The 17472-nt window shown below is 68.1% G+C and carries 18 protein-coding genes; 4 read left to right on the top strand and 14 right to left on the bottom strand.

Translation table 11 applies throughout. The features are described from left to right. Positions 1 to 9 precede the first annotated feature (9 nt). Complete coding sequence (locus MRBLWH3_RS10845; protein WP_363431620.1) at positions 10 to 678, bottom strand: CYTH domain-containing protein; 669 nt, start codon at positions 676 to 678, stop codon at positions 10 to 12. Then, the gene (locus MRBLWH3_RS10840) at positions 668 to 895 is read right to left on the bottom strand and encodes a hypothetical protein (RefSeq protein WP_045299024.1); all 228 of its coding nucleotides are present in this window, start codon (positions 893 to 895) and stop codon (positions 668 to 670) included. Before MRBLWH3_RS10840 ends, MRBLWH3_RS10845 begins: the two co-directional genes overlap by 11 nt. Before the next feature lie 133 nt (positions 896 to 1028). On the opposite strand from MRBLWH3_RS10840, the gene glgP reads away from it, so the two are divergent. The 3 genes from glgP (at position 1029) to MRBLWH3_RS10825 (ending at position 4860) form a co-directional block, all read left to right on the top strand. Then, a complete protein-coding gene (gene glgP / locus MRBLWH3_RS10835) occupies positions 1029 to 3587 on the top strand; it encodes an alpha-glucan family phosphorylase (RefSeq protein ID WP_363431617.1) in 2559 nt (852 codons plus the stop codon). Between the two features lie 126 nt (positions 3588 to 3713). Further along, positions 3714 to 4445 (top strand): glutamine amidotransferase, encoded by a 732-nt coding sequence (locus MRBLWH3_RS10830; protein WP_363431616.1) that lies wholly within the window; start codon positions 3714 to 3716, stop codon positions 4443 to 4445. Between the two features lie 76 nt (positions 4446 to 4521). After that, on the top strand, positions 4522 to 4860 hold the full coding sequence (locus tag MRBLWH3_RS10825; protein ID WP_363431614.1) for a hypothetical protein: 339 nt from the start codon (positions 4522 to 4524) through the stop codon (positions 4858 to 4860). Positions 4861 to 4885: 25 nt separating this feature from the next. On the opposite strand, the gene MRBLWH3_RS10820 is transcribed toward MRBLWH3_RS10825, so the two are convergent. Together MRBLWH3_RS10820 and MRBLWH3_RS10815 are read right to left on the bottom strand one after the other, a co-directional pair. After that, the gene (locus MRBLWH3_RS10820; protein ID WP_363431611.1) at positions 4886 to 5653 is read right to left on the bottom strand and encodes an NAD(P)H-hydrate epimerase; all 768 of its coding nucleotides are present in this window, start codon (positions 5651 to 5653) and stop codon (positions 4886 to 4888) included. After that, positions 5650 to 6735 (bottom strand): YihY/virulence factor BrkB family protein, encoded by a 1086-nt coding sequence (locus MRBLWH3_RS10815; protein ID WP_363431609.1) that lies wholly within the window; start codon positions 6733 to 6735, stop codon positions 5650 to 5652. The genes MRBLWH3_RS10820 and MRBLWH3_RS10815 overlap by 4 nt, the downstream gene beginning before the upstream one ends. A gap of 85 nt (positions 6736 to 6820) precedes the next feature. Between MRBLWH3_RS10815 and MRBLWH3_RS10810 the strand changes: the two genes are divergently transcribed. Beyond that, entirely contained in the window at positions 6821 to 8488 is a 1668-nt protein-coding gene (locus MRBLWH3_RS10810) for a GspE/PulE family protein (protein ID WP_363431606.1), read from the top strand. A gap of 59 nt (positions 8489 to 8547) precedes the next feature. Here MRBLWH3_RS10810 and MRBLWH3_RS10805 read toward each other — a convergent pair whose 3' ends face one another. The 10 genes from MRBLWH3_RS10805 to MRBLWH3_RS10760 all read right to left on the bottom strand — a co-directional run bounded on the left by MRBLWH3_RS10805 (position 8548) and on the right by MRBLWH3_RS10760 (position 17427). Then, the gene (locus MRBLWH3_RS10805; protein WP_363431604.1) at positions 8548 to 9786 is read right to left on the bottom strand and encodes a type II secretion system F family protein; all 1239 of its coding nucleotides are present in this window, start codon (positions 9784 to 9786) and stop codon (positions 8548 to 8550) included. Position 9787: 1 nt separating this feature from the next. After that, positions 9788 to 11080, bottom strand: coding sequence for a type IV pilus twitching motility protein PilT (locus MRBLWH3_RS10800; RefSeq protein ID WP_363431601.1), 1293 nt, complete (start codon positions 11078 to 11080; stop codon positions 9788 to 9790). A 5-nt stretch (positions 11081 to 11085) separates the two neighbouring features. Beyond that, entirely contained in the window at positions 11086 to 11784 is a 699-nt protein-coding gene (locus MRBLWH3_RS10795; RefSeq protein ID WP_363431598.1) for a hypothetical protein, read from the bottom strand. Between the two features lie 3 nt (positions 11785 to 11787). Beyond that, positions 11788 to 12435: a hypothetical protein gene (locus MRBLWH3_RS10790; RefSeq protein ID WP_363431596.1), complete on the bottom strand. Its 648-nt coding sequence runs from the start codon at positions 12433 to 12435 to the stop codon at positions 11788 to 11790. Then, a complete protein-coding gene (gene pilM / locus MRBLWH3_RS10785; RefSeq protein ID WP_363431594.1) occupies positions 12432 to 13466 on the bottom strand; it encodes a type IV pilus biogenesis protein PilM in 1035 nt (344 codons plus the stop codon). The genes MRBLWH3_RS10790 and pilM overlap by 4 nt, the downstream gene beginning before the upstream one ends. A 28-nt stretch (positions 13467 to 13494) precedes the next feature. Continuing rightward, entirely contained in the window at positions 13495 to 14379 is an 885-nt protein-coding gene (locus tag MRBLWH3_RS10780) for a prepilin peptidase (RefSeq protein ID WP_363431591.1), read from the bottom strand. Between the two features lie 3 nt (positions 14380 to 14382). Continuing rightward, positions 14383 to 16014 (bottom strand): hypothetical protein, encoded by a 1632-nt coding sequence (locus MRBLWH3_RS10775; protein WP_363431589.1) that lies wholly within the window; start codon positions 16012 to 16014, stop codon positions 14383 to 14385. After that, positions 16005 to 16535 carry a PilW family protein gene (locus MRBLWH3_RS10770; protein ID WP_363431586.1) on the bottom strand — a complete coding sequence of 177 codons (531 nt, stop codon included), beginning with the start codon at positions 16533 to 16535 and terminating at the stop codon, positions 16005 to 16007. Before MRBLWH3_RS10770 ends, MRBLWH3_RS10775 begins: the two co-directional genes overlap by 10 nt. After that, a complete protein-coding gene (locus MRBLWH3_RS10765) occupies positions 16532 to 16912 on the bottom strand; it encodes a type IV pilus modification PilV family protein (RefSeq protein ID WP_363431584.1) in 381 nt (126 codons plus the stop codon). The genes MRBLWH3_RS10770 and MRBLWH3_RS10765 overlap by 4 nt, the downstream gene beginning before the upstream one ends. Positions 16913 to 17013: 101 nt before the next feature. Then, complete coding sequence (locus tag MRBLWH3_RS10760) at positions 17014 to 17427, bottom strand: type II secretion system protein (RefSeq protein WP_363431582.1); 414 nt, start codon at positions 17425 to 17427, stop codon at positions 17014 to 17016. Between the last annotated feature and the right edge of the window lie 45 nt (positions 17428 to 17472).

The raw sequence follows: 17472 nt of genomic DNA, 5'->3' as shown, positions 1-17472 counted from the left end.
TTCTTCGTCTCACGCGCCGAGGGTGCGGGCGAGCTTGGAATCGGATGCCGCGGCGCGGCCGCCGGCGGCGCGCACCGCGGCTTCGGCGGCCGTGAGCAGCGCAGCGCGTTCGTCGGCCGAGGCCGGGGCGGCAGGCCCGAGCTCGAACTCCCACTCGCGCCAGGAGCGTTCCGCGCCGGTGCGCTCGTCCGTCGCGGTCACGTGGTCGTCCACGAACTCCGCGACGACACCGCCGTGCTCGTCCTCCAGCGCGTACGCGGTGCGGCTGTTGAGGATCCGGGCGATCGGCGCCAAGGCCGATGCGCGCGCGATCTTCGAGACCGCGTCGGCGACAGCATCCGGGATCTCGCCCACCGATCCGATCGGCCAATGCAGCTCGACCCGGCCGCCGTCGGCGCCGCGCGGGCCCTTGATGTGCCAGCCCTCGTCGGGACCACCCGTGCGGTGGCGCACCGCGTAGCCCGCGTGCGCGAGCGCGAGGTCGTCGCTGTCGAGGTAGGTGGCGTCGAGCCGGCGCGGTTCAGGGTCGCCGACGTGCGCCACACCGGGAAGCGCCGACCAGTCGGGCAGGGGCGTCGACTCGTCGACGTCGAACTTCAGCTCGACCTCGACGGTGTGCGTGCCGCCGTTCGCGGCGGCGTCGCCGCCGGCCGCGTGGGCAGTGCGATCAGTCGTCACGACCGTCCGGGTTCGGGTCGATGTCTTCGGTGGCTTCGACGTAGACGAAGCGCGTTTCGGTCGGGCCGTCCTGGTCACCCGTGTGGGTCTCATCGCCCTCGCGGCGGTAGACGAGCTGCCCCTCGCCGTAGGGGACGATGTACGAATCGGAGACGGTCGGGTCGAGCGGAATGATCTGTCCGTCGAGGGGTCCGCCGTGCAGTCGTGCGATTGCCATAGCGCCAGCGTAGACCCGGCGCCGGACGCGAGCCGCTCCCTCGCGGTCCGCCGCACGACGTGTCGCGCCCGCGAGACTCTCGTCCACCGAACTGGTGCAAGCGCTTCCAGGTTTTGCCCCTAGAATCGCGAGCGTGAAGGCCATCCGCACGTTCACCGTCCGTCCCGTCCTCGCCGACTCCCTCGCCCCGCTCGACCGCCTCGCCTCGAACTGGCGCTGGTCGTGGAGCCGTGCGACGCACGCGCTGTTCGCCTCGATGGATCCCGTCCTGTGGGACGAGACCGGCGCGAACCCCGCACGGATGCTCGGCGCATTGGGCCAAGAACGCCTCGACGAGCTCGCCCGGGATGAGCCGTTCGTCGCCCGCGTGCGCGAGGAGGACGAGCGCCTCACCGCCTACCTCGAGGGCGACCGCTGGTTCCAGCAGCTCGAGGGCGACAAGCCGGTGCACATCGCCTACTTCTCCCCCGAGTTCGGCGTCGACGGCTCGCTCCCCCAGTACAGCGGCGGCCTCGGCATCCTCGCCGGCGACCACCTCAAGAGCGCGTCCGATCTGGGCGTGCCTCTCACCGGCGTCGGCCTCTTCTACCGCGCCGGGTACTTCCGCCAGTCGATCGGCGACGACGGGTGGCAGCGCGAGAGCTACCCGCTGCTCGACCCGTACGGTCTCGGCCTGACGCTGCTCCGGGACCGCGAGGGCGCCCCCATCGAGATCGCGCTCGACCTGCCCGGTGACCGCCGCCTGCACGCCCGCGTCTGGGTCGCCGACATCGGCCGCATCCCACTGCTGCTGCTCGACTCCGAGACGCCCTCGAACACCGACGAGATGCGCCGCGTCACCGACCGCCTGTACGGTGGCGGCGGCGAGCACCGCCTGCTGCAGGAACTGCTGCTCGGCGTCGGAGGCGTGCGCGCGGTGCGCGCATGGTCGGAGCTCACCGGCCGCCCTGCGCCCGACGTCTACCACACGAACGAGGGTCACGCCGGGTTCCAGGGCCTCGAGCGGATGTCGGAGCTGATCACCGGCGACGGCCTCGGCTTCGACGAGGCACTCGCGCAGGTGCGCGCGGGCACCGTCTTCACCACTCACACGCCGGTGCCCGCAGGCATCGACCGCTTCCCTCGCGACCTCATCGCCGACTTCCTCTCGAGCGCCCTGTTCCAGGGCCTCGACGCCGGCCGCGCGATCTCGCTCGGCCTCGAGACGTGGGAGGGCGGCGACCAGGGCGTCTTCAACATGGCCGTGCTCGGCCTGCACCTCGGCCAGCACGCGAACGGCGTCTCGGTGCTCCACGGCGAGGTCAGCCGCGGCATGTTCGGCATGCTGTGGCCGGGGGTCGACACCGACGAGGTGCCGATCACGTCGATCACGAACGGCGTGCACGCTCCGACGTGGGTGCACCCTGCCCTCAAGGCCGTCAGCGAGCGGGCGTGGGGCGACGCGCACACGTACACGCACGACTGGACCGATCGCGGAATCGTGACGGATGCTGAGCTCTGGGGCGTGCGTCAGCAGATGAAGGGCGAGCTCGTGGCGGAGGCGCGGCGGCGGGTGGCGGCATCCGTGTCCACCGGCAACGGTCACACGCCGTCGTGGGTGGAGGATCTGCTCGACCCGGAGGTGCTCACGATCGGCTTCGCGCGGCGCGTGCCGACCTACAAGCGGCTCACGCTCATGCTGCGCGACCCGGAGCGGCTGACGCGGCTGCTGACCGATCCCGAGCGCCCGGTGCAGATCGTGATCGGCGGCAAGTCGCACCCGGCCGACGACTCGGGCAAGATCCTCATCCAGCAGCTGGTGCGCTTCAGCCGCGACCCGAAGGTGCGCGGGCGCATCGTGTTCCTGCCGGACTACGACATCACGCTCGCCAAGGACCTCTACCCGGGCTGCGACGTATGGCTGAACAACCCCCTGCGCCCGCTCGAGGCCTGCGGCACGAGCGGCATGAAGGCCGCGCTCAACGGCGCGCTGAACCTGTCGATCCTCGACGGGTGGTGGGACGAGTGGTACGACGGCGAGAACGGCTGGGCGATCCCCACGGCCGACACCGCGTCGAACGACGAGGAGCGCGACGACGCCGAGGCGGCCGCCCTCTACGATCTCATCGAGCACCAGCTGGTGCCGCGCTTCTACGAGCGAGAGGGCGGGATTCCGCTCCGCTGGCTCGCCATGGTGCGCCACACCATGACCGAGCTCGGCAAGAAGGCGACGAGCGACCGCATGGTGCGCGACTACGTCGAGCGGCTCTACGTGCCGGCGGCGGCGCACGACCTGGTGCTCCGCGCGAACGGCTTCCTCGAGGCGAAGGCTGTCGCCGCGTTCGTCGACCGCGTCCGTGAGGCGTGGAGCCGCGTGTCCATCGCGAGCGTCGACAGCTCGGGCATCCCAGCGCAGGCCCAGGCCGGCGATCGGCTCGACGTGCGCGCCGACGTACGGCTCGACGGCCTCTCGCCCGACGACGTCGCTGTGGAGCTGCTCTACGGAACGACGAACGAGGACGACGCCCTGGCCCGCGACCACTCGGTGTACCGCCTCTCCCCCGGCGCGTCCGCGGCGGACGGCGCCACGGTGTTCAGCGGCACTCTCCCCCTCAGCGTGACCGGTACCTTCGGCTACACCGTCCGCGTCCGCCCCGCGCATGAGCAGCTCGTCTCGCCGGTGGAGCTCGGCCTCGTCACGTACGCCTCGTAGGACTTCGAACACGGCGTGAAGGCCGAGAACGCACCAGTAGTACACAGGGCGTTTCGACTCGGCGCGGGAGCTCCCTTCGCTCAACGAGCGGGAATTGCGGGAGGTCGAGACCCGTAGGCTGGTGCGGTGAAGCCGTTCGTCCTCCTCGCGACCCGTGCGGAGGACGTGCCCGCCGACGAGGAGTACGCGCTCTTCCTGCGGTACACCGGCCTCTCCCCAGAGGAGCTCATCCGGGTGCGACTCGAGGCCGAGGCGATGCCGCGGTTGGACCTCGACGCGCTGTCGGGCATCTTCGTGGGCGGCGGGCCGTTCAACGCGTCGGACCCGCTCGACAAGAAGTCGCCGACGCAGCGCAGGGTCGAGCAGGAGTTCGGCATCCTCCTCGACGAGGTCGTCGCGCGCGACTTCCCTTTCCTCGGCGCCTGCTACGGAGTCGGCACGCTCGGCGCCCACCAGGGCGCGGTCATCGACCGCACCTACTCCGAGTCGATCAGCGTCGTGCCCGTGACGATGACCGAGGCCGGAGCATCCGACCCCCTGCTCGCCGCGATGCCGCAGACGTTCGACGCGTTCGTCGGACACAAGGAGGCCATCACGCGGCTGCCCGCCTCGGCGACGCTGCTCGCCTCGTCTCCGACGTGCCCGGTGCAGATGTTCCGTGTGGGCGAGAACGTGTACGCGACGCAGTTCCATCCTGAGCTCGACCTCGAGGGCATCACGACGCGCATCCACGCCTACGCCGGCTACGGCTACTTCGCGGCCCACGATCTGGAGCTCACGCTGGCCGCCGTGCGCCGCGCCGCCGTCTCGCACCCGAGCCGCATGCTGCGCACCTTCGTCGAGCGCTACGCGCGCTGAGCCGCTTCGCACTGCCGGAGCGCGGTGGTACGCTCCCCGCACCGGCTGCCTCCGCCTGGGGAGATCGAGGTGCGTCATGGGTTCGAAGAAGCTGCTCGTCACGGGTGCCGCGATCGCCGTCGTCGCGGCGGCCGCGATCATCGTGCCGAGCGTCGCGTCGGGTGTGCCGTTGGTTCGCGTGCTTCCCGCGACCGCCGTCGTCGCACCGGATGAGTCACCGGGCGGCCAGGGCGAAGGGAAGGCGTGGGGCCACCGCAAGGACGACCCGGCATTCCCCGGAGACAACGGCAACGCGTGGGGACACCACAAGGACTCGCCCGGCTTTCCTGGCAACGGGAATGGCAGGGCCTGGGGGCACCATAAGGACTCCCCCGACTTCCCGGGGCACAACGGCGACGACCAGAACGACGAGTAGTCCCCGCGCGCACGGTTCGCGGTGATCAGTCGGTCGGGGCCGTCACGATCCGGGAGACGGTCGCCTCGCCCGCGGGCTCGACCGAATCCAGTGCGGGACCGAGACCGATGTCGACGAGGACGATGTCGCCGGCGAGCTCCGCTCCGCGGCCGGTGACGAGTCCGGCCTTCACCGCTCCGAACGTGACGGTGACGGATGCTGCGAGCACGGCGTCGTCGGCCTCGCCGGTGTCGGGGTGCAGTCCGCTGGGGATGTCGACGGCGATGACCCGCGGCATCCGTCCCCCTCGGCGGAGGTCGTCGAGGATCGCCGTGACCGCCTCGCGCGCCGTGCCGCGCAGGGACGGATCGCTCGAGGCGCCGATGCCGAGGATCCCGTCGACCACGATCGCGTAGTGGCGCACAGCGTCGTCGGCTTCGGGGAGGTCGATGCGGCGGACGCCGGCGGCGACCGCGGTGGCGAGGGCGGTGACATGGAAGCGCTCGGAGACGAGGAGCGCGTCGACGTCGGCGACGCGGGAGAGGTGCGCGGCGGCGTAGAGGGCGTCGCCGCCGTTGTCGCCGGAGCCCACGAGCACGAGCACGCGGGGCCGCAGTGCGACCGGTGTCTCGCGGATCACGGGTTCGAGGACGCCGGTCATCGTGACGACGGTCTCGGGCGTGGTGAGCTCCACACGCACGACGTCGGCCAGGGCGGCGGCGGCGCGGCGCATGAGCGGGACTCCGGCAGCGAGCAGGGGGCGTTCCGCCGCACGCACCTGCTCGGCGGTGTACGTCGGAACACGCCGGGTCATGGGCGGTCGGCCCTCTCCGGGACGCGCTCCTGGTCGGCCGGGGTGTCGTCGCCCGTGGCCTCTTTCGCCTCGCGCTTCTGCGCGGCGAGCTTCTCGCGCTGGGCGTCGGCGCGTGCGTGCTCGAGCTCTTCGGTGGCCACGCGCACGGCATCCTCTGCCTGGCGCACCCGCCTCAGCGCGAACGTCGGGGATCCGAAGCGCTCGCGGACGCGGTCGACCCGCTGACGTTCGCTCACGATGATCCAGGTGGATGCGAGGAGGATGACCTGCGCCGAGAGGTTCAGCCACAGCAGCAGGGCGATGAGCGAAGCGAACGAGGCGAGGAGCGGATTCGAGCCGGCGCCGGCGACGAAGAGGGAGGAGAGCTGCTGCAGCACCGTCAGGCCGATCGCGCCGATGACGGCGCCCGACCAGAGCGAGGCGGGGTGTGCTTTGACGCCGCTGAGGGAGACGAACGCGAGTGCCACGATGGCCACGTCGAGCAGGAACACCACGATGATGGAGACGGAGCGGGTGGCGAAGTCGGCGAAGGGGCCGTGGCTGATGCCGACCCAGTTCAGCGCCGCACCGACGAAGGACGTGCCGACGACGGTGGCGCCGGCCGACAGCACGAATCCACCGCCGATCGCGATGGCCAGGACCAGGTTGCGCACGATCACCCAGATCCAGAACACGTCGTCGTGCACCTTGTCGGCGAGCGAGCGCAACGCGACCCGGAGCGACCCGATGGCACCGATCGCCGCGCCGACGAGAGCGACGAGGGCGATGATGCCGGCGACCGTGAGGCCGGCCGGAGCTTCGATCGTCGAGACGTCGATGAGGCCGTCGTCTCCGGTTCCGAGCAGGCCGGGGATCGCAGCATCCACCGCATCGACCAACGACTGCCACGCAGCAGGGTTGTCGGCGAGCCAGATCGAGGCGAACGAGAAGCCGAGCAGCACTCCCGCGAACACCGAGAACAGCGCCCGATAGGTGATGCTGTCGGAGAGCATGGGGCCGCGGCGTTCGAGGTAGTGGAACCAGACGCGCACCGGCCGGAGAGAGAGTGCCCAGGCCGTCAGCTTCGCGATCAGGTCCGCCATGGCGCCACCTTATCGAGTGCGTCAATCCTGAGGGTCAGGCTTGACGAGCGGCAGATAGTCTGTCCCTTGGGGATAGGGGTGTGGTGTGAGAGGTCTTGCACAGACGCTGGTGCTCACAGGAGCCGTGAGGGCTGCCGACATGTCGGCCGCCCTTGCTCAGGTGGGCGAAGGTCCGGAGCTGCAGCGATTGCTGGTGAGCTCGAAGCTGGTGACGGAGGGGCAGGTCGCCGAGGCGATCGCCCTGCACACCGGCCACCGGTACGTCGACCTCGCCGAGATGCCGCTCGACCCGAACGTGGTGGCGCTGGTTCCCGGCACTCTGTGCCGCAAGTACGGCCTCATCCCGGTCGACCGGCGGGGGGATCGCCTCACTGTGGGCGTGCTCGACCCGACCGACATCGTCGCGCTCGACGACGTCGCCTCGATCACGGATCTCTTCGTCGAGCCCGTTGTCGTCGCGGAGGACGCGCTGACGAACATGTTCGAGCGGTTCCTGCGTTCGGACGAAGAGCTCAGCGAACTGTCGATGTCGATCGAGGAGTCGAGCGAGGCCACCGAGGCGGCCTTCACCGAGAGCCTCGAAGAGCAGGACGACTCGGCGCCGATCGTGCGCTTCGTGAATCTGCTCATCGCGCAGGCCATCAACGACCGTGCGAGCGACATCCACGTCGAGCCGGGCGAGAAGCAGCTGACCGTGCGGTTCCGCATCGACGGCGTGCTGCACGAGATGCAGAAGGCCGACAGGGCGATCCAGGACGGCATCATCTCGCGCCTGAAGATCATGTCGTCGATCGACATCGCCGAGAAGCGCAAACCGCAGGACGGCCGCCTCTCGGTCACGCATGAGAACCGCACCGTCGACCTCCGCGTCGCGACGCTGCCCACGGTGTGGGGCGAGAAGATCGTCATGCGCATCCTCGACAACACCGGTCAGACGATGACGATGCGCGACCTGCTGTTCTCGAGCACCAACGAGAAGCGGTTCCGCGAGGCGATCACGAAGCCGCACGGGATGATCCTGGCTACAGGGCCGACGGGGTCGGGTAAATCGACGAGCCTCTACACGGCGCTTCGCTCGATCGCGAACCCGAAGATCAACGTCATCACTGTCGAGGACCCGGTCGAGTACCGCATCGCCGGCATCAATCAGGTGCAGGTGAACAACCGTGCCGGACTGACGTTCGCGACGGCGCTGCGGTCGATTCTGCGGTCGGACCCGGATGTGGTGCTCGTCGGTGAGATCCGCGACTTCGAGACGGCGAATATCTCGATCGAGGCGGCGTTGACGGGGCACTTGGTGCTGTCGACTCTGCACACGAACGACGCGCCTTCGGCGTTGACGCGATTGACGGAGATCGGCTGCGAGCCGTTCCTCGTGGCGACCGCGTTGTCGGCGGTGATCGCGCAGCGGTTGGCTCGGCGGCTGTGCATGCGGTGCCGTGAGCCTTTGGTGGAGACCTCGGAGGTGTTGACCTCACTCGGCTTCCCGCATGACCCTGCGGATGTGCCCGAGCTCTTCAAAGCGGTGGGATGCCCCGCCTGCAGCGGCACCGGATACCGCGGGCGGGTCGCGCTGCACGAGGTGATGACGCTGAGCGATGAGCTCGAGTCGCTGGTCGTGACACGGTCGACGGGGTCGGAGATCCGTCAGGTGGCGCTGGAGCAGGGGATGATCTCGCTCCGCGAGGACGGGTGGTCGAAGGTGGCGCAGGGACTCACGACGATCGAAGAGGTGCTGCGGGTCACGGTGTGACGCTGGGCAGACGTCGACGACCGACGCCCTGTGCGCCGGTCGTCGACCTGTCCCGGACCCTACGCCTGCTTGGCGAGCTCTCCGTAGAGGGTGAAGATCGGCAGGTACAGCGAGATCACCATGCCGCCGATCACGATGCCGAGGCCCACGATGAGGATGGGCTCGATCGTCGACGACAGCTGCGCGGTGGCCGTCTCGACCTCGTCCTCGTAGAAGTCCGCGATCGAGGCGAGCATGTCGACGAGCGTGCCCGACTCCTCACCCACCGACACCATCTGCGGCACCATCGCCGGGAAGACCTCGGCCTTGGCCAGCGGCGCGGCGAACGAGCGGCCCTGGCGGATCGATTCCTGCACGTCGCGCACGGCCTGCTCGATCTTCCAGTTGTTCGACGCCTGCCCGACGATGGCCAGCGCCTGGATGATCGGCACACCGGCGTTGAGCATCATCGACAGGTTGCGGGCGAACCGGGCGACCGCGATCTTCGTCGTCAGCTTGCCGAACACCGGCATCTTCAGCTTGATCGGGTCGACGAATCGGCGGTACTGCTCGGTGTGCCGGTTCGCCCGCCACCAGATGAGCCCGACGACCACCGCGAGGATGATCGACGGGATGATCCACCACATGTTGTTGGAGATCGTCACGAGGATCTGCGTCGGGAGCGGCAGCGAACTGCCGAGCCCCTTGAACATGCCCTCGAAGATCGGCACGACGAACGTCACCATGACCAGCACGCCGATGATCGCGATCACCAGCACGATCGCGGGGTAGGTCACCGCGGCACGGATCTTGTTGTGCAGCTCGGCTTCGCGCTGGTAGTTGTCGGCGATCGACTGCAGCGCGCTGCCGAGGAAGCCGCCCGCCTCACCCACCTTGATGATGCTCAGCATCAGCGGCGGGAAGGTCTGCGGATGCCGCGCCAGCGCCGCCGAGAACGAGGACCCCGACTCGACATCGGCCTGCACCTGCACGAGCGCCGGCTGCAGCTTCTTGTCGTCGGTCTGCTCGATGAGGATCGCGAGCGTGCGCATGAGCGGCAGGCCGGCGTTGATCAGCCCCGCCATCTGGCGTGAGAACACTGCGAGCGTGCGGGCTGACACCGTCTTGGTGGCGCCCGGCAGCTTGATGTCCTTGTTCAGCCCGGTGTTGGACTTCAGCGTCACCTCGAGAGGCGTGAGCCCCTGGGCCTTGAGCTTGCCGGTGACGGCGGACTCGCTCGCCGCCTCGATCGTGCCCTTGACGACCGACCCGCCACGCGGATCGACCGCCCGGTAGACGAACTCCTGTACGACAGCCATGTCAGCCCTCCCCGTTCGCGGCGGACCACGCCTCGAGGTCGTCGACGCCGCCCCACTGGATGTCGCGCGCCGTGGGGTCGACGCGGCCTCCGACGGTGGGCGTGCCGAAGCGCGATCCCATGCCGATACCGGTGCCTTGCGCCGCGTTCGCTGCCGGAGCCGCGAGCTCACCCTGCCGCCATTCGCCGGCGTGGTGCGCCCACTCCTCCGCGTCAAGATCCTTCGGCTTGATGTAGACACCGTCGAGGCTCTTCGGGTCGACCGCGAAGTCCACGGCGACGTTGCGCGCGATCGTGCCTTCGGCGACGAGTCGCCGAAGGTCCTGGTCGAGCGTGTGCATGCCGATCTCGGAGCCCGCCTGCATGGCCGAGTAGATCTGCGCGACCTGACCCTCACGGATCATGTTGGCGACGGCCGGGGTGTTGATGAGGACCTCGGTCGCGATCGTGCGTCCGTTGACCTGCGCGAGCGGCAGCAGCGTCTGGCTGATGATGCCCTGCAGTGTGTCGCCCAGCTGCGTGCGGATCTGGTGCTGCTGGTCGGCGGGGAACACGTCGATGATGCGGTTGATGCTCTTCGCGGCGCCCTGCGTGTGCAGCGTCGACAGCACGAGGTGTCCGGTCTCTGCCGCCGAGAGGGCGGTCGAGATCGATTCGGGGTCGCGCAGCTCGCCGATGAGGATCACGTCGGGGTCCTGGCGCAGCACGCGGCGGAGGGCTTCCGCGAACGAGTTCGTGTCTCGCCCGACCTCGCGCTGATGTACCAGCGAGCGCTTGGACTGGTGATGGAACTCGATCGGGTCTTCGATCGTGACGATGTGCGCCGGCACGAGCTGGTTGATGATGTCGACCATCGCCGTGAGCGTCGTGGACTTTCCCGAGCCTGTCGGGCCGGTGAGCAGCACGAGACCGCGAGGGCGGAGGGCCAGGTCGCGGGCGATTGCCGGAGCACCGAGCTCTTCGAGGGAGTACACCCGGTCGGGGATGTAGCGCAGGGCGATCGCGATGGATCCGAGCTGCCGGTACACGTTCGTGCGGAACCGGCCGATGCCCGGCGTCGCGTGGGCGAGGTCGACCTCGCCGTGCTCGAGGAACTCGGCGCGCTGCCCTTCGGTCATGAGGGCGAACGCGGTGCGCTCGACCCAATCGACCGGCAGCGGGGTCGGGTACGCCTCGATGGGCACGAGGTCCCCGTCGACGCGCAGCAGTGGCGGCGCGTCCGCGGTGATGTGAACGTCGGACGCGCGGTGCCGAGCGCCGTACGCGAGAAGCGTTTCGAAGTCGAGGTCGTCCATCGTCGTCACCCTTCCTCGTCGATGTAGCTCAGGGCAGTGATCTGGATGTCGACGGTGCCTTCGCCGCTCTGCGTCATCGTGACCGCCATGCTGTTGAGCAGGCGCGGCCCGGCGCGCAGCGCGTCGACGAACGCGGTCGCCTGCGCCATGTCGGCCGCGGTGGCGCTGATCACGAAGTCGACCTGCTGGCGACCGGCTGCGACGGCGGCATCGGGTGCCGCTGCCGTGTTCGGGTCGGTGGCGTTCGGGTCGGTCGCGTTCGGGTCGGCGGTCGCGTTCGGGTCGGTCGCAGCATCCGTCGCCGCCGGTGCAGGAGCGGCTGCCGCAGCCGCCGGGTCCCCGTCCGTCGCACCGGTGCGGGTCGCGTACACGACCTGCTCCCCGGCCGTGACGGATGTGATGGCGACGCCGGATGCCTCGGCCGCGTTGCCGACGACCTCGAAGACGTCGTCGTACTGGCCCGTGGCGGGGATCTGCGATCGGAGCCCGGCGACGTTCGCGGTGATCTCGTCGAGGTTCTCCTGCTGAGCAGTGAGTTCGTCGACCTGAGCCTGGTAGAGCGCGTTCGTGCTCGCGACGGTGGCAGTCTGTCCGTCGACCGTGACGGCCTGGAAATAGAGAGGCATGGCGACGAGGAACACACCCAGGGCGATGACGCCCAGCGAGACGATCAGACCTATGGCGGTCACGAGGTGCTTGGGCATCGCTCACTCACCCCCTTCGTCGGCCGCGAACTCGTTCGAGTACACGGACTGGTCGAACTCGACGTTCAGAAGATACGAGAAGCGATCCGCCGACACCTGGCTCGAGGTCACCGATTGCCCGTCGGCGTACAAGACGCCTTCCACCCCGCGGAGGGAGCGGATGAGAGCCACGATGTCGAGCGGGGTCGGGCTGTCGAAGGTGACGGTGCCGACGAGAGCCTGTTCGACGGCCGGGTCGTCGCCCTGCGGCACACCGCCCACGGCGAGGTCCACGCCGGTGATCGTCGTGTCGGCCGGGAGCACCCCGGTGATCTTCGCCATCACAGGCGTCCAGGCGAGGTCGGTCGCCATGGCGTCGGTGCGGAACTCTGTGAGCTCCGATTCAGCGGCGAGCGCCTGGCTGACCTCCGACAGCGATGCGATCTCGGTGAGAAGCGCGTTGGTCCGGGCCTGCTCGGCGACCAGTCGCTGGTCGGCGAAGAACTTGAAGGCGAACGCACCGGCGATGATGAGCACCGCGACGACGATGGCCCCGAGGGCGATCCACACCCACAGCCGCACCAATGAATCGCGTTCGCGCCGCACGACCTCGCTGCGCGGCATGAGGTTGACGCGGGGTGCTCCCGAGAACGGGACGGAGATGGCGGTCATCTCGAGGCCTCCCCGAGTGCGGTCCCGACCGTCCCGACGAGGTTGAGCGCGACCTCACCGGCGGGCGGCGGTGTCGACATCGAGATCACGTCTCCGACCGAGACGACGGTCATCGGGGTGTCGATGGCGGCGCCCAGCGCCGGCAGCACGCCTTCGACCCCGGCTCCGGCGCCCGTGACGAACATCCGTGTCAGCGGCGCTGCCGTCGGGCGGCTGCCGAAGAACGCGAGCGTGCTCCGGAGGCGGGCCGCGAGGTCGGAGACACCGGGGGGCATGGCCGCCCGGATGGCACCGCGCGTGCGACCGGGTGCGGCGAGGCCGGCACCCGTTCCCATGCCGTTGCCGGCGACGGCGAGCTCGAGTTCGGGCGCAGCGACCTCCGTGCTGTTCCGACGGCTCGCGGCAGTGGCGACGTCGATCGGCAGCAAGCGGACGAACAGCGGAACGCCACCCCGTGAGATCACGACCTGCGTGGTGTGGTCCCCGATGTTCACCGTCGCCACGGTCTCTTCCCGTGACGCCAGCGGTGCCGTGACGCGAGCGAGGCCGAACGCCGATAGGTCGACCGCCTGCGCGCGCACCTTGATCTTCGCGAGGGTGGAGATGATCTGCTCGATGTTCTCCGACACGGCCGCGACGAGCAGGCCCGAGACCTGGTCTGCGTCCTGCGACAGCGGGAAGAAGTCGAGCACAGCCTGGCTGGCGGGAACCGGCAGCAGGTCCTGCACCTGGTATGGCAACGCCTCGCGCAGCAGATCAGGCCGCATCGCCTGAGTCGTGTACTCGCGCACGAGAATGCGGCGGCTGGCGACGCCGAGCACCGCATCCTTGCTCTTGAACTTCGCGCCGGTCCACAGCTGCCGGAGCGCGACCGCGACGGCGCCCGAGTCGAGCACCTCCGAGTCGCGCGCTGCCTCGGGCGGCAGCGGCACTTCGCCGTAGGCGACGAGCTGGGGTTTGCGACCGAGCGAGATCTCCGCAGCGCGGACACTCTCCTCGGTCACCTCCAGCCCGACAATCGTCTTCCCCATGACTTCCCCTTCCCCCAAGACGTCGGCGTCAGGCGCCGACGAAGAGATTCACGTACCACTTGCCGACGGCCTCGCCGGCGAACACTCCGGTCCACGCGCCGAGGATCATCCACGGCCCGAACGGAATGGCGGTCTTGCGTCCGGCGCGACGCAGCAGCAGCAGCGCGATGCCGAACACTCCTCCGTAGAGGAAAGCCGCGAACGCCCCCACAGCGAGCGCGCCCCATCCCAGCCACCCGAGGTAGATGCCCACCACCCCGGCGAGCTTGACGTCTCCCCCACCCATGCCGCCGGGACGGGCCGCGCGCAGCAGGAAATAGAAGAGGTACAGCACCACCATGCCGATGGCCGCGCGTGCGAGAGCGGCCCAGTCGCCAGTCAGCCAGGCGGCGACGGTGAACAGGATGCCGGCCACGAGGTAGCTCGGCAGCACGATGCTGTTCGGCAGTCGGTGCGTGTCGAGGTCGATGAGCGTGAGCACGATCGAGATCGCCGCGAAGTAGAGGAATGCGACGACGACGAGAGCCAGTGCCCAGAGATCCGCGGGCCGGACGATGCCGTCGACCGTCGGCAGGCTCAGGTAGGCGGGCAGATTCATCGCCAGCAGTCCCTCGTATACAACGAGGCCCCACCACGTGACGACGGCGAAGGCGACGCCAGTCACCGCTTCGACGATCGGGTATCGAGCCGAGATCGGCGCCTTGCAGGTCGCACATCTCCCACGCAGCGCGATCCACGAGACGACGGGAACGTTCTGCCACCACTTGATCGCCGTGTCGCAGTGCGGGCAGCGGCTCTCGCGCAGAAGCGAAATCCTCGCCGGCACCCGGTAGGCGACGACGTTGAGGAACGACCCGATGAGGAGGCCGAGGATCCCGGCGATGACGACGAGGAAGACAATGAACGCGCTCATGAGCTAACGCTCTGACTGGTACGCGAGATTGTCCAATCGCGTGACCGTGTTCGAAGGGTCGAATATGCCCCCGGTCCCCTTGATGCCGCAGCTGATCGTCGGCAGGGTCGGCGCCCACGACATAGGCATGCAGGTGAACGTTCCGCCGTTGAGGTGGAGTCCGTCGCTGCCCATGTACAACTGGCCGGACATGGTCAGCGACATGGTGCTGCCGATGCCACAGGCGCTGTAGATCAGTGTCCGCACGCTGTTGGTCGTTCCGGCGGAGAACTTGTCGAGCGCCGACGACGAGCACGCCGGAGGACGTCCATCGCTTCCATTCGGATCGAGGTGCACGATCAAGAGCTGAGGTCCGGCCGCCAGCGTTGTTCCGGTCGGGCGGGAGATGGTTCCGGTCAATTCGAGGTCCATCTTCTCCGAGGAGGGAACAAGGATGACGACATCGCGAGCCACCGTCACGTTCCCCGGTGCGACCTTGATGCCGCTGCCGCCGGCGGGGCAACCTGTCATGTCGATGACGGCGCGAGTGCCGGTTGCGCTGAGAACGGCCTGGAGTTGTGCAGTGGTGCACACCGTGCCCGGCGCAGGCGCGTCCACGGGGAGCGCAGCAGAGCTCCAGGTCGTCGAGGCCGTCAGTTCGATCCACGCCGTCGCTGCGAACACCTGCTCGAGCGTCGGCGAGATGACGGGAGTCGGCTCCCCCGTCAGGACAGGGACCGGGGTGACACCGTCAGCTCTCGTCCAATCGGCCGGGACGTGATCGACCATCGCGAGGTGGGTTCTGAAGGAACCGTCGACCTTGCCCTTGCCGTTCTTCGTGTCGATGTTGCCTGCGGCGTAAACGTCACCGCCGATGCTGACCCCGTTCACATTGAGCTTGATCTGACCCGCGACAGAGATCACATCGCCACCCACAGTGAACTTCTTGTTCTTGATTTCGATCGCGTCGCGGGTATAGACGCTGCCCGTGACGGTGCAGTCGTCAGTGATCGTCAGCCCTCCGCGGAGGACCCAGAGGTCGCCGTCGATGGCGCCCGTCGCGCCGTTGTTGCACTCGTAGTCGCCCTCGCGAATGACGAGATCGCCGGTGTAGGTGGACTTCGTTGCCTTGAACTCCCCCTCGAAGAAGGCCACGGTGCCGGACGGTGTGGTGGCTGGGCCGTGGTACCACGGGTACACCGCGTCGATGGTGGTCTGCGCGTCGTTCGTCCCAGTTCCTGTGGATCGGATGACCACCCACTTCGTGGTCGGACTGGGACACGTGGTGGTGACGCCGCTCGCATCCCAACCGGTCGGCCTCACCGTGGCCTCCGACGAGCGAATCGTATAGGAGAAGATCGGGGCCGAGCCTGCGGTCGAGTTCGCAGCCATGGGCACCGATGCGCAGTTGAGACCTGTGGAGGTGATCGCTGACTTGATGGACGCGACGGCGGCGTCGCGTCCCGATTCGGCTGCGATGAAGGCCTGTGTGCGGTCCTTGTTGTCGACGTTGGCACCGATGGTGAATACGACTGAGGCTGCGATGGTCGCAGCAATGATGAAGCCGACGAACATGACGACGACAACCGTCACCAGGACGGCGCCGCCCTCGTCCTGCTGACGCGTGCGGTTCAGAAACCGATCGATCACCAGCATCCGTCGCTCCCTGTGTCTTGAATCGACCGCGGTAGAACATCGCCCGCGAATGTCACTGGCGAGGCATCGGTTGTGATCTTGAATGTGTACGTGACTGAGCCTGCAGTTGTACGCGCGAGGTAGGGCGTTGTTCCTTGCTTCTCGATGCCGGACTGCCACGCCGGCCACGAGCTGTTGGGGGACGCCAACGCAGCCGATGCAGTTGTCAACTGGGCATCCGAGTCGGTAATTCGGAATCCCTGACACTTGAGCTCGCCAGTGAGCGAGGTCCTGACCCGCAGCACCGTCCCACTCTCCGTGACCTCGAAATAGAGCGCATTCCGCATCGCACGTTCGATCGTCGAAGACACGAGTTGCCCGCGATTCGTCGCCTGCGTGACGGTGGTGACCTGCTCCTGCGTTCTCCACGAGTTGACGAAGATCGTCGCCACCGCGGCGATCACGATGCCGGTGATGACGATCGCAACGATGAACTCGATCAGGCCGAGTCCCTCGTCGTTCGTTCGCGTGGAGGAAGTCATGGGATGTAAATGAGCGCAGTCGTCGTCGCGAGCGTGCGTCCCTCGGCGACGACGTTGACAGTGATCTTGGCGGTCGATCCCGGAGCACATCCCGACACGGTGGTCGAAGAAGTTGACATCGACACTCCACGACCGTCGGTGACGTCGGGCAGCGAGGCAATCGAACCGAGGAACGTGCAAGTCGGAGTTGTGCGTGCGTCGTCGACGATCGAGTTCATGTAGCGCGTGGCGGTGGCTGTCGAAGCTTGTTGCGACGAGAACACGATCCCCTGCCACAGCGCCGGCAGGATTGCTATGGCGACGATGCCCAGCAAGAACATCGCGATGACCACTTCGACGAGACTGAACCCCATAACGTCGTTGCTGCGATCGCTCATCCGCCCACCTCCCCAAGTGGCAGAGTCCCGTGCCTATCGCGCCTCCGGGGTCGAGAACTTGACGGTGCTCTCGACCCCGGTGCGATTCAGTCGTGGGACGATTACGGGCCCGCCGGAGCCACGTCGCTCGCGCAATCAGCTGCTGGTCCCGCGGATACTGTCTTGCCGAACCCAGTCGCAGTGGCGCACAGGTCGTCTAGGGTCGTGCCCACAGACGAGACTGCGATATCCGGGGCGTCCCCTGCAGTGGCGGCAGCCCCACTGATGACATCCTCGTCCGTGGCGCCATTCGCGATCTCAGAGGCCCCCGCCGTTGCTCCATTGGCTGCTGCGGCGCGGAGCGCGTTGTCCTCGGCGTTGCCCTGGATGCTCGCAAACACCGGGATCGCGATCGCGACAAGAATGCCGAGGATCACGACGACGATGATGAGCTCGATGAGGGAGAAGCCTTCTTCGCCCTCTTCCTCACGACGCCGCTTGGCAGCGTCGATGTAGTTCTTGATTGTTGCACGCATGGCGCGTCTCTCCCCAGTGTGAGTTGATAGGTCAGCTCTAACCGA

This window comes from Microbacterium sp. LWH3-1.2, assembly GCF_040675855.1.
Lineage (GTDB): Bacteria > Actinomycetota > Actinomycetes > Actinomycetales > Microbacteriaceae > Microbacterium.
This window is presented reverse-complemented; position numbering and strand designations above follow the sequence as displayed.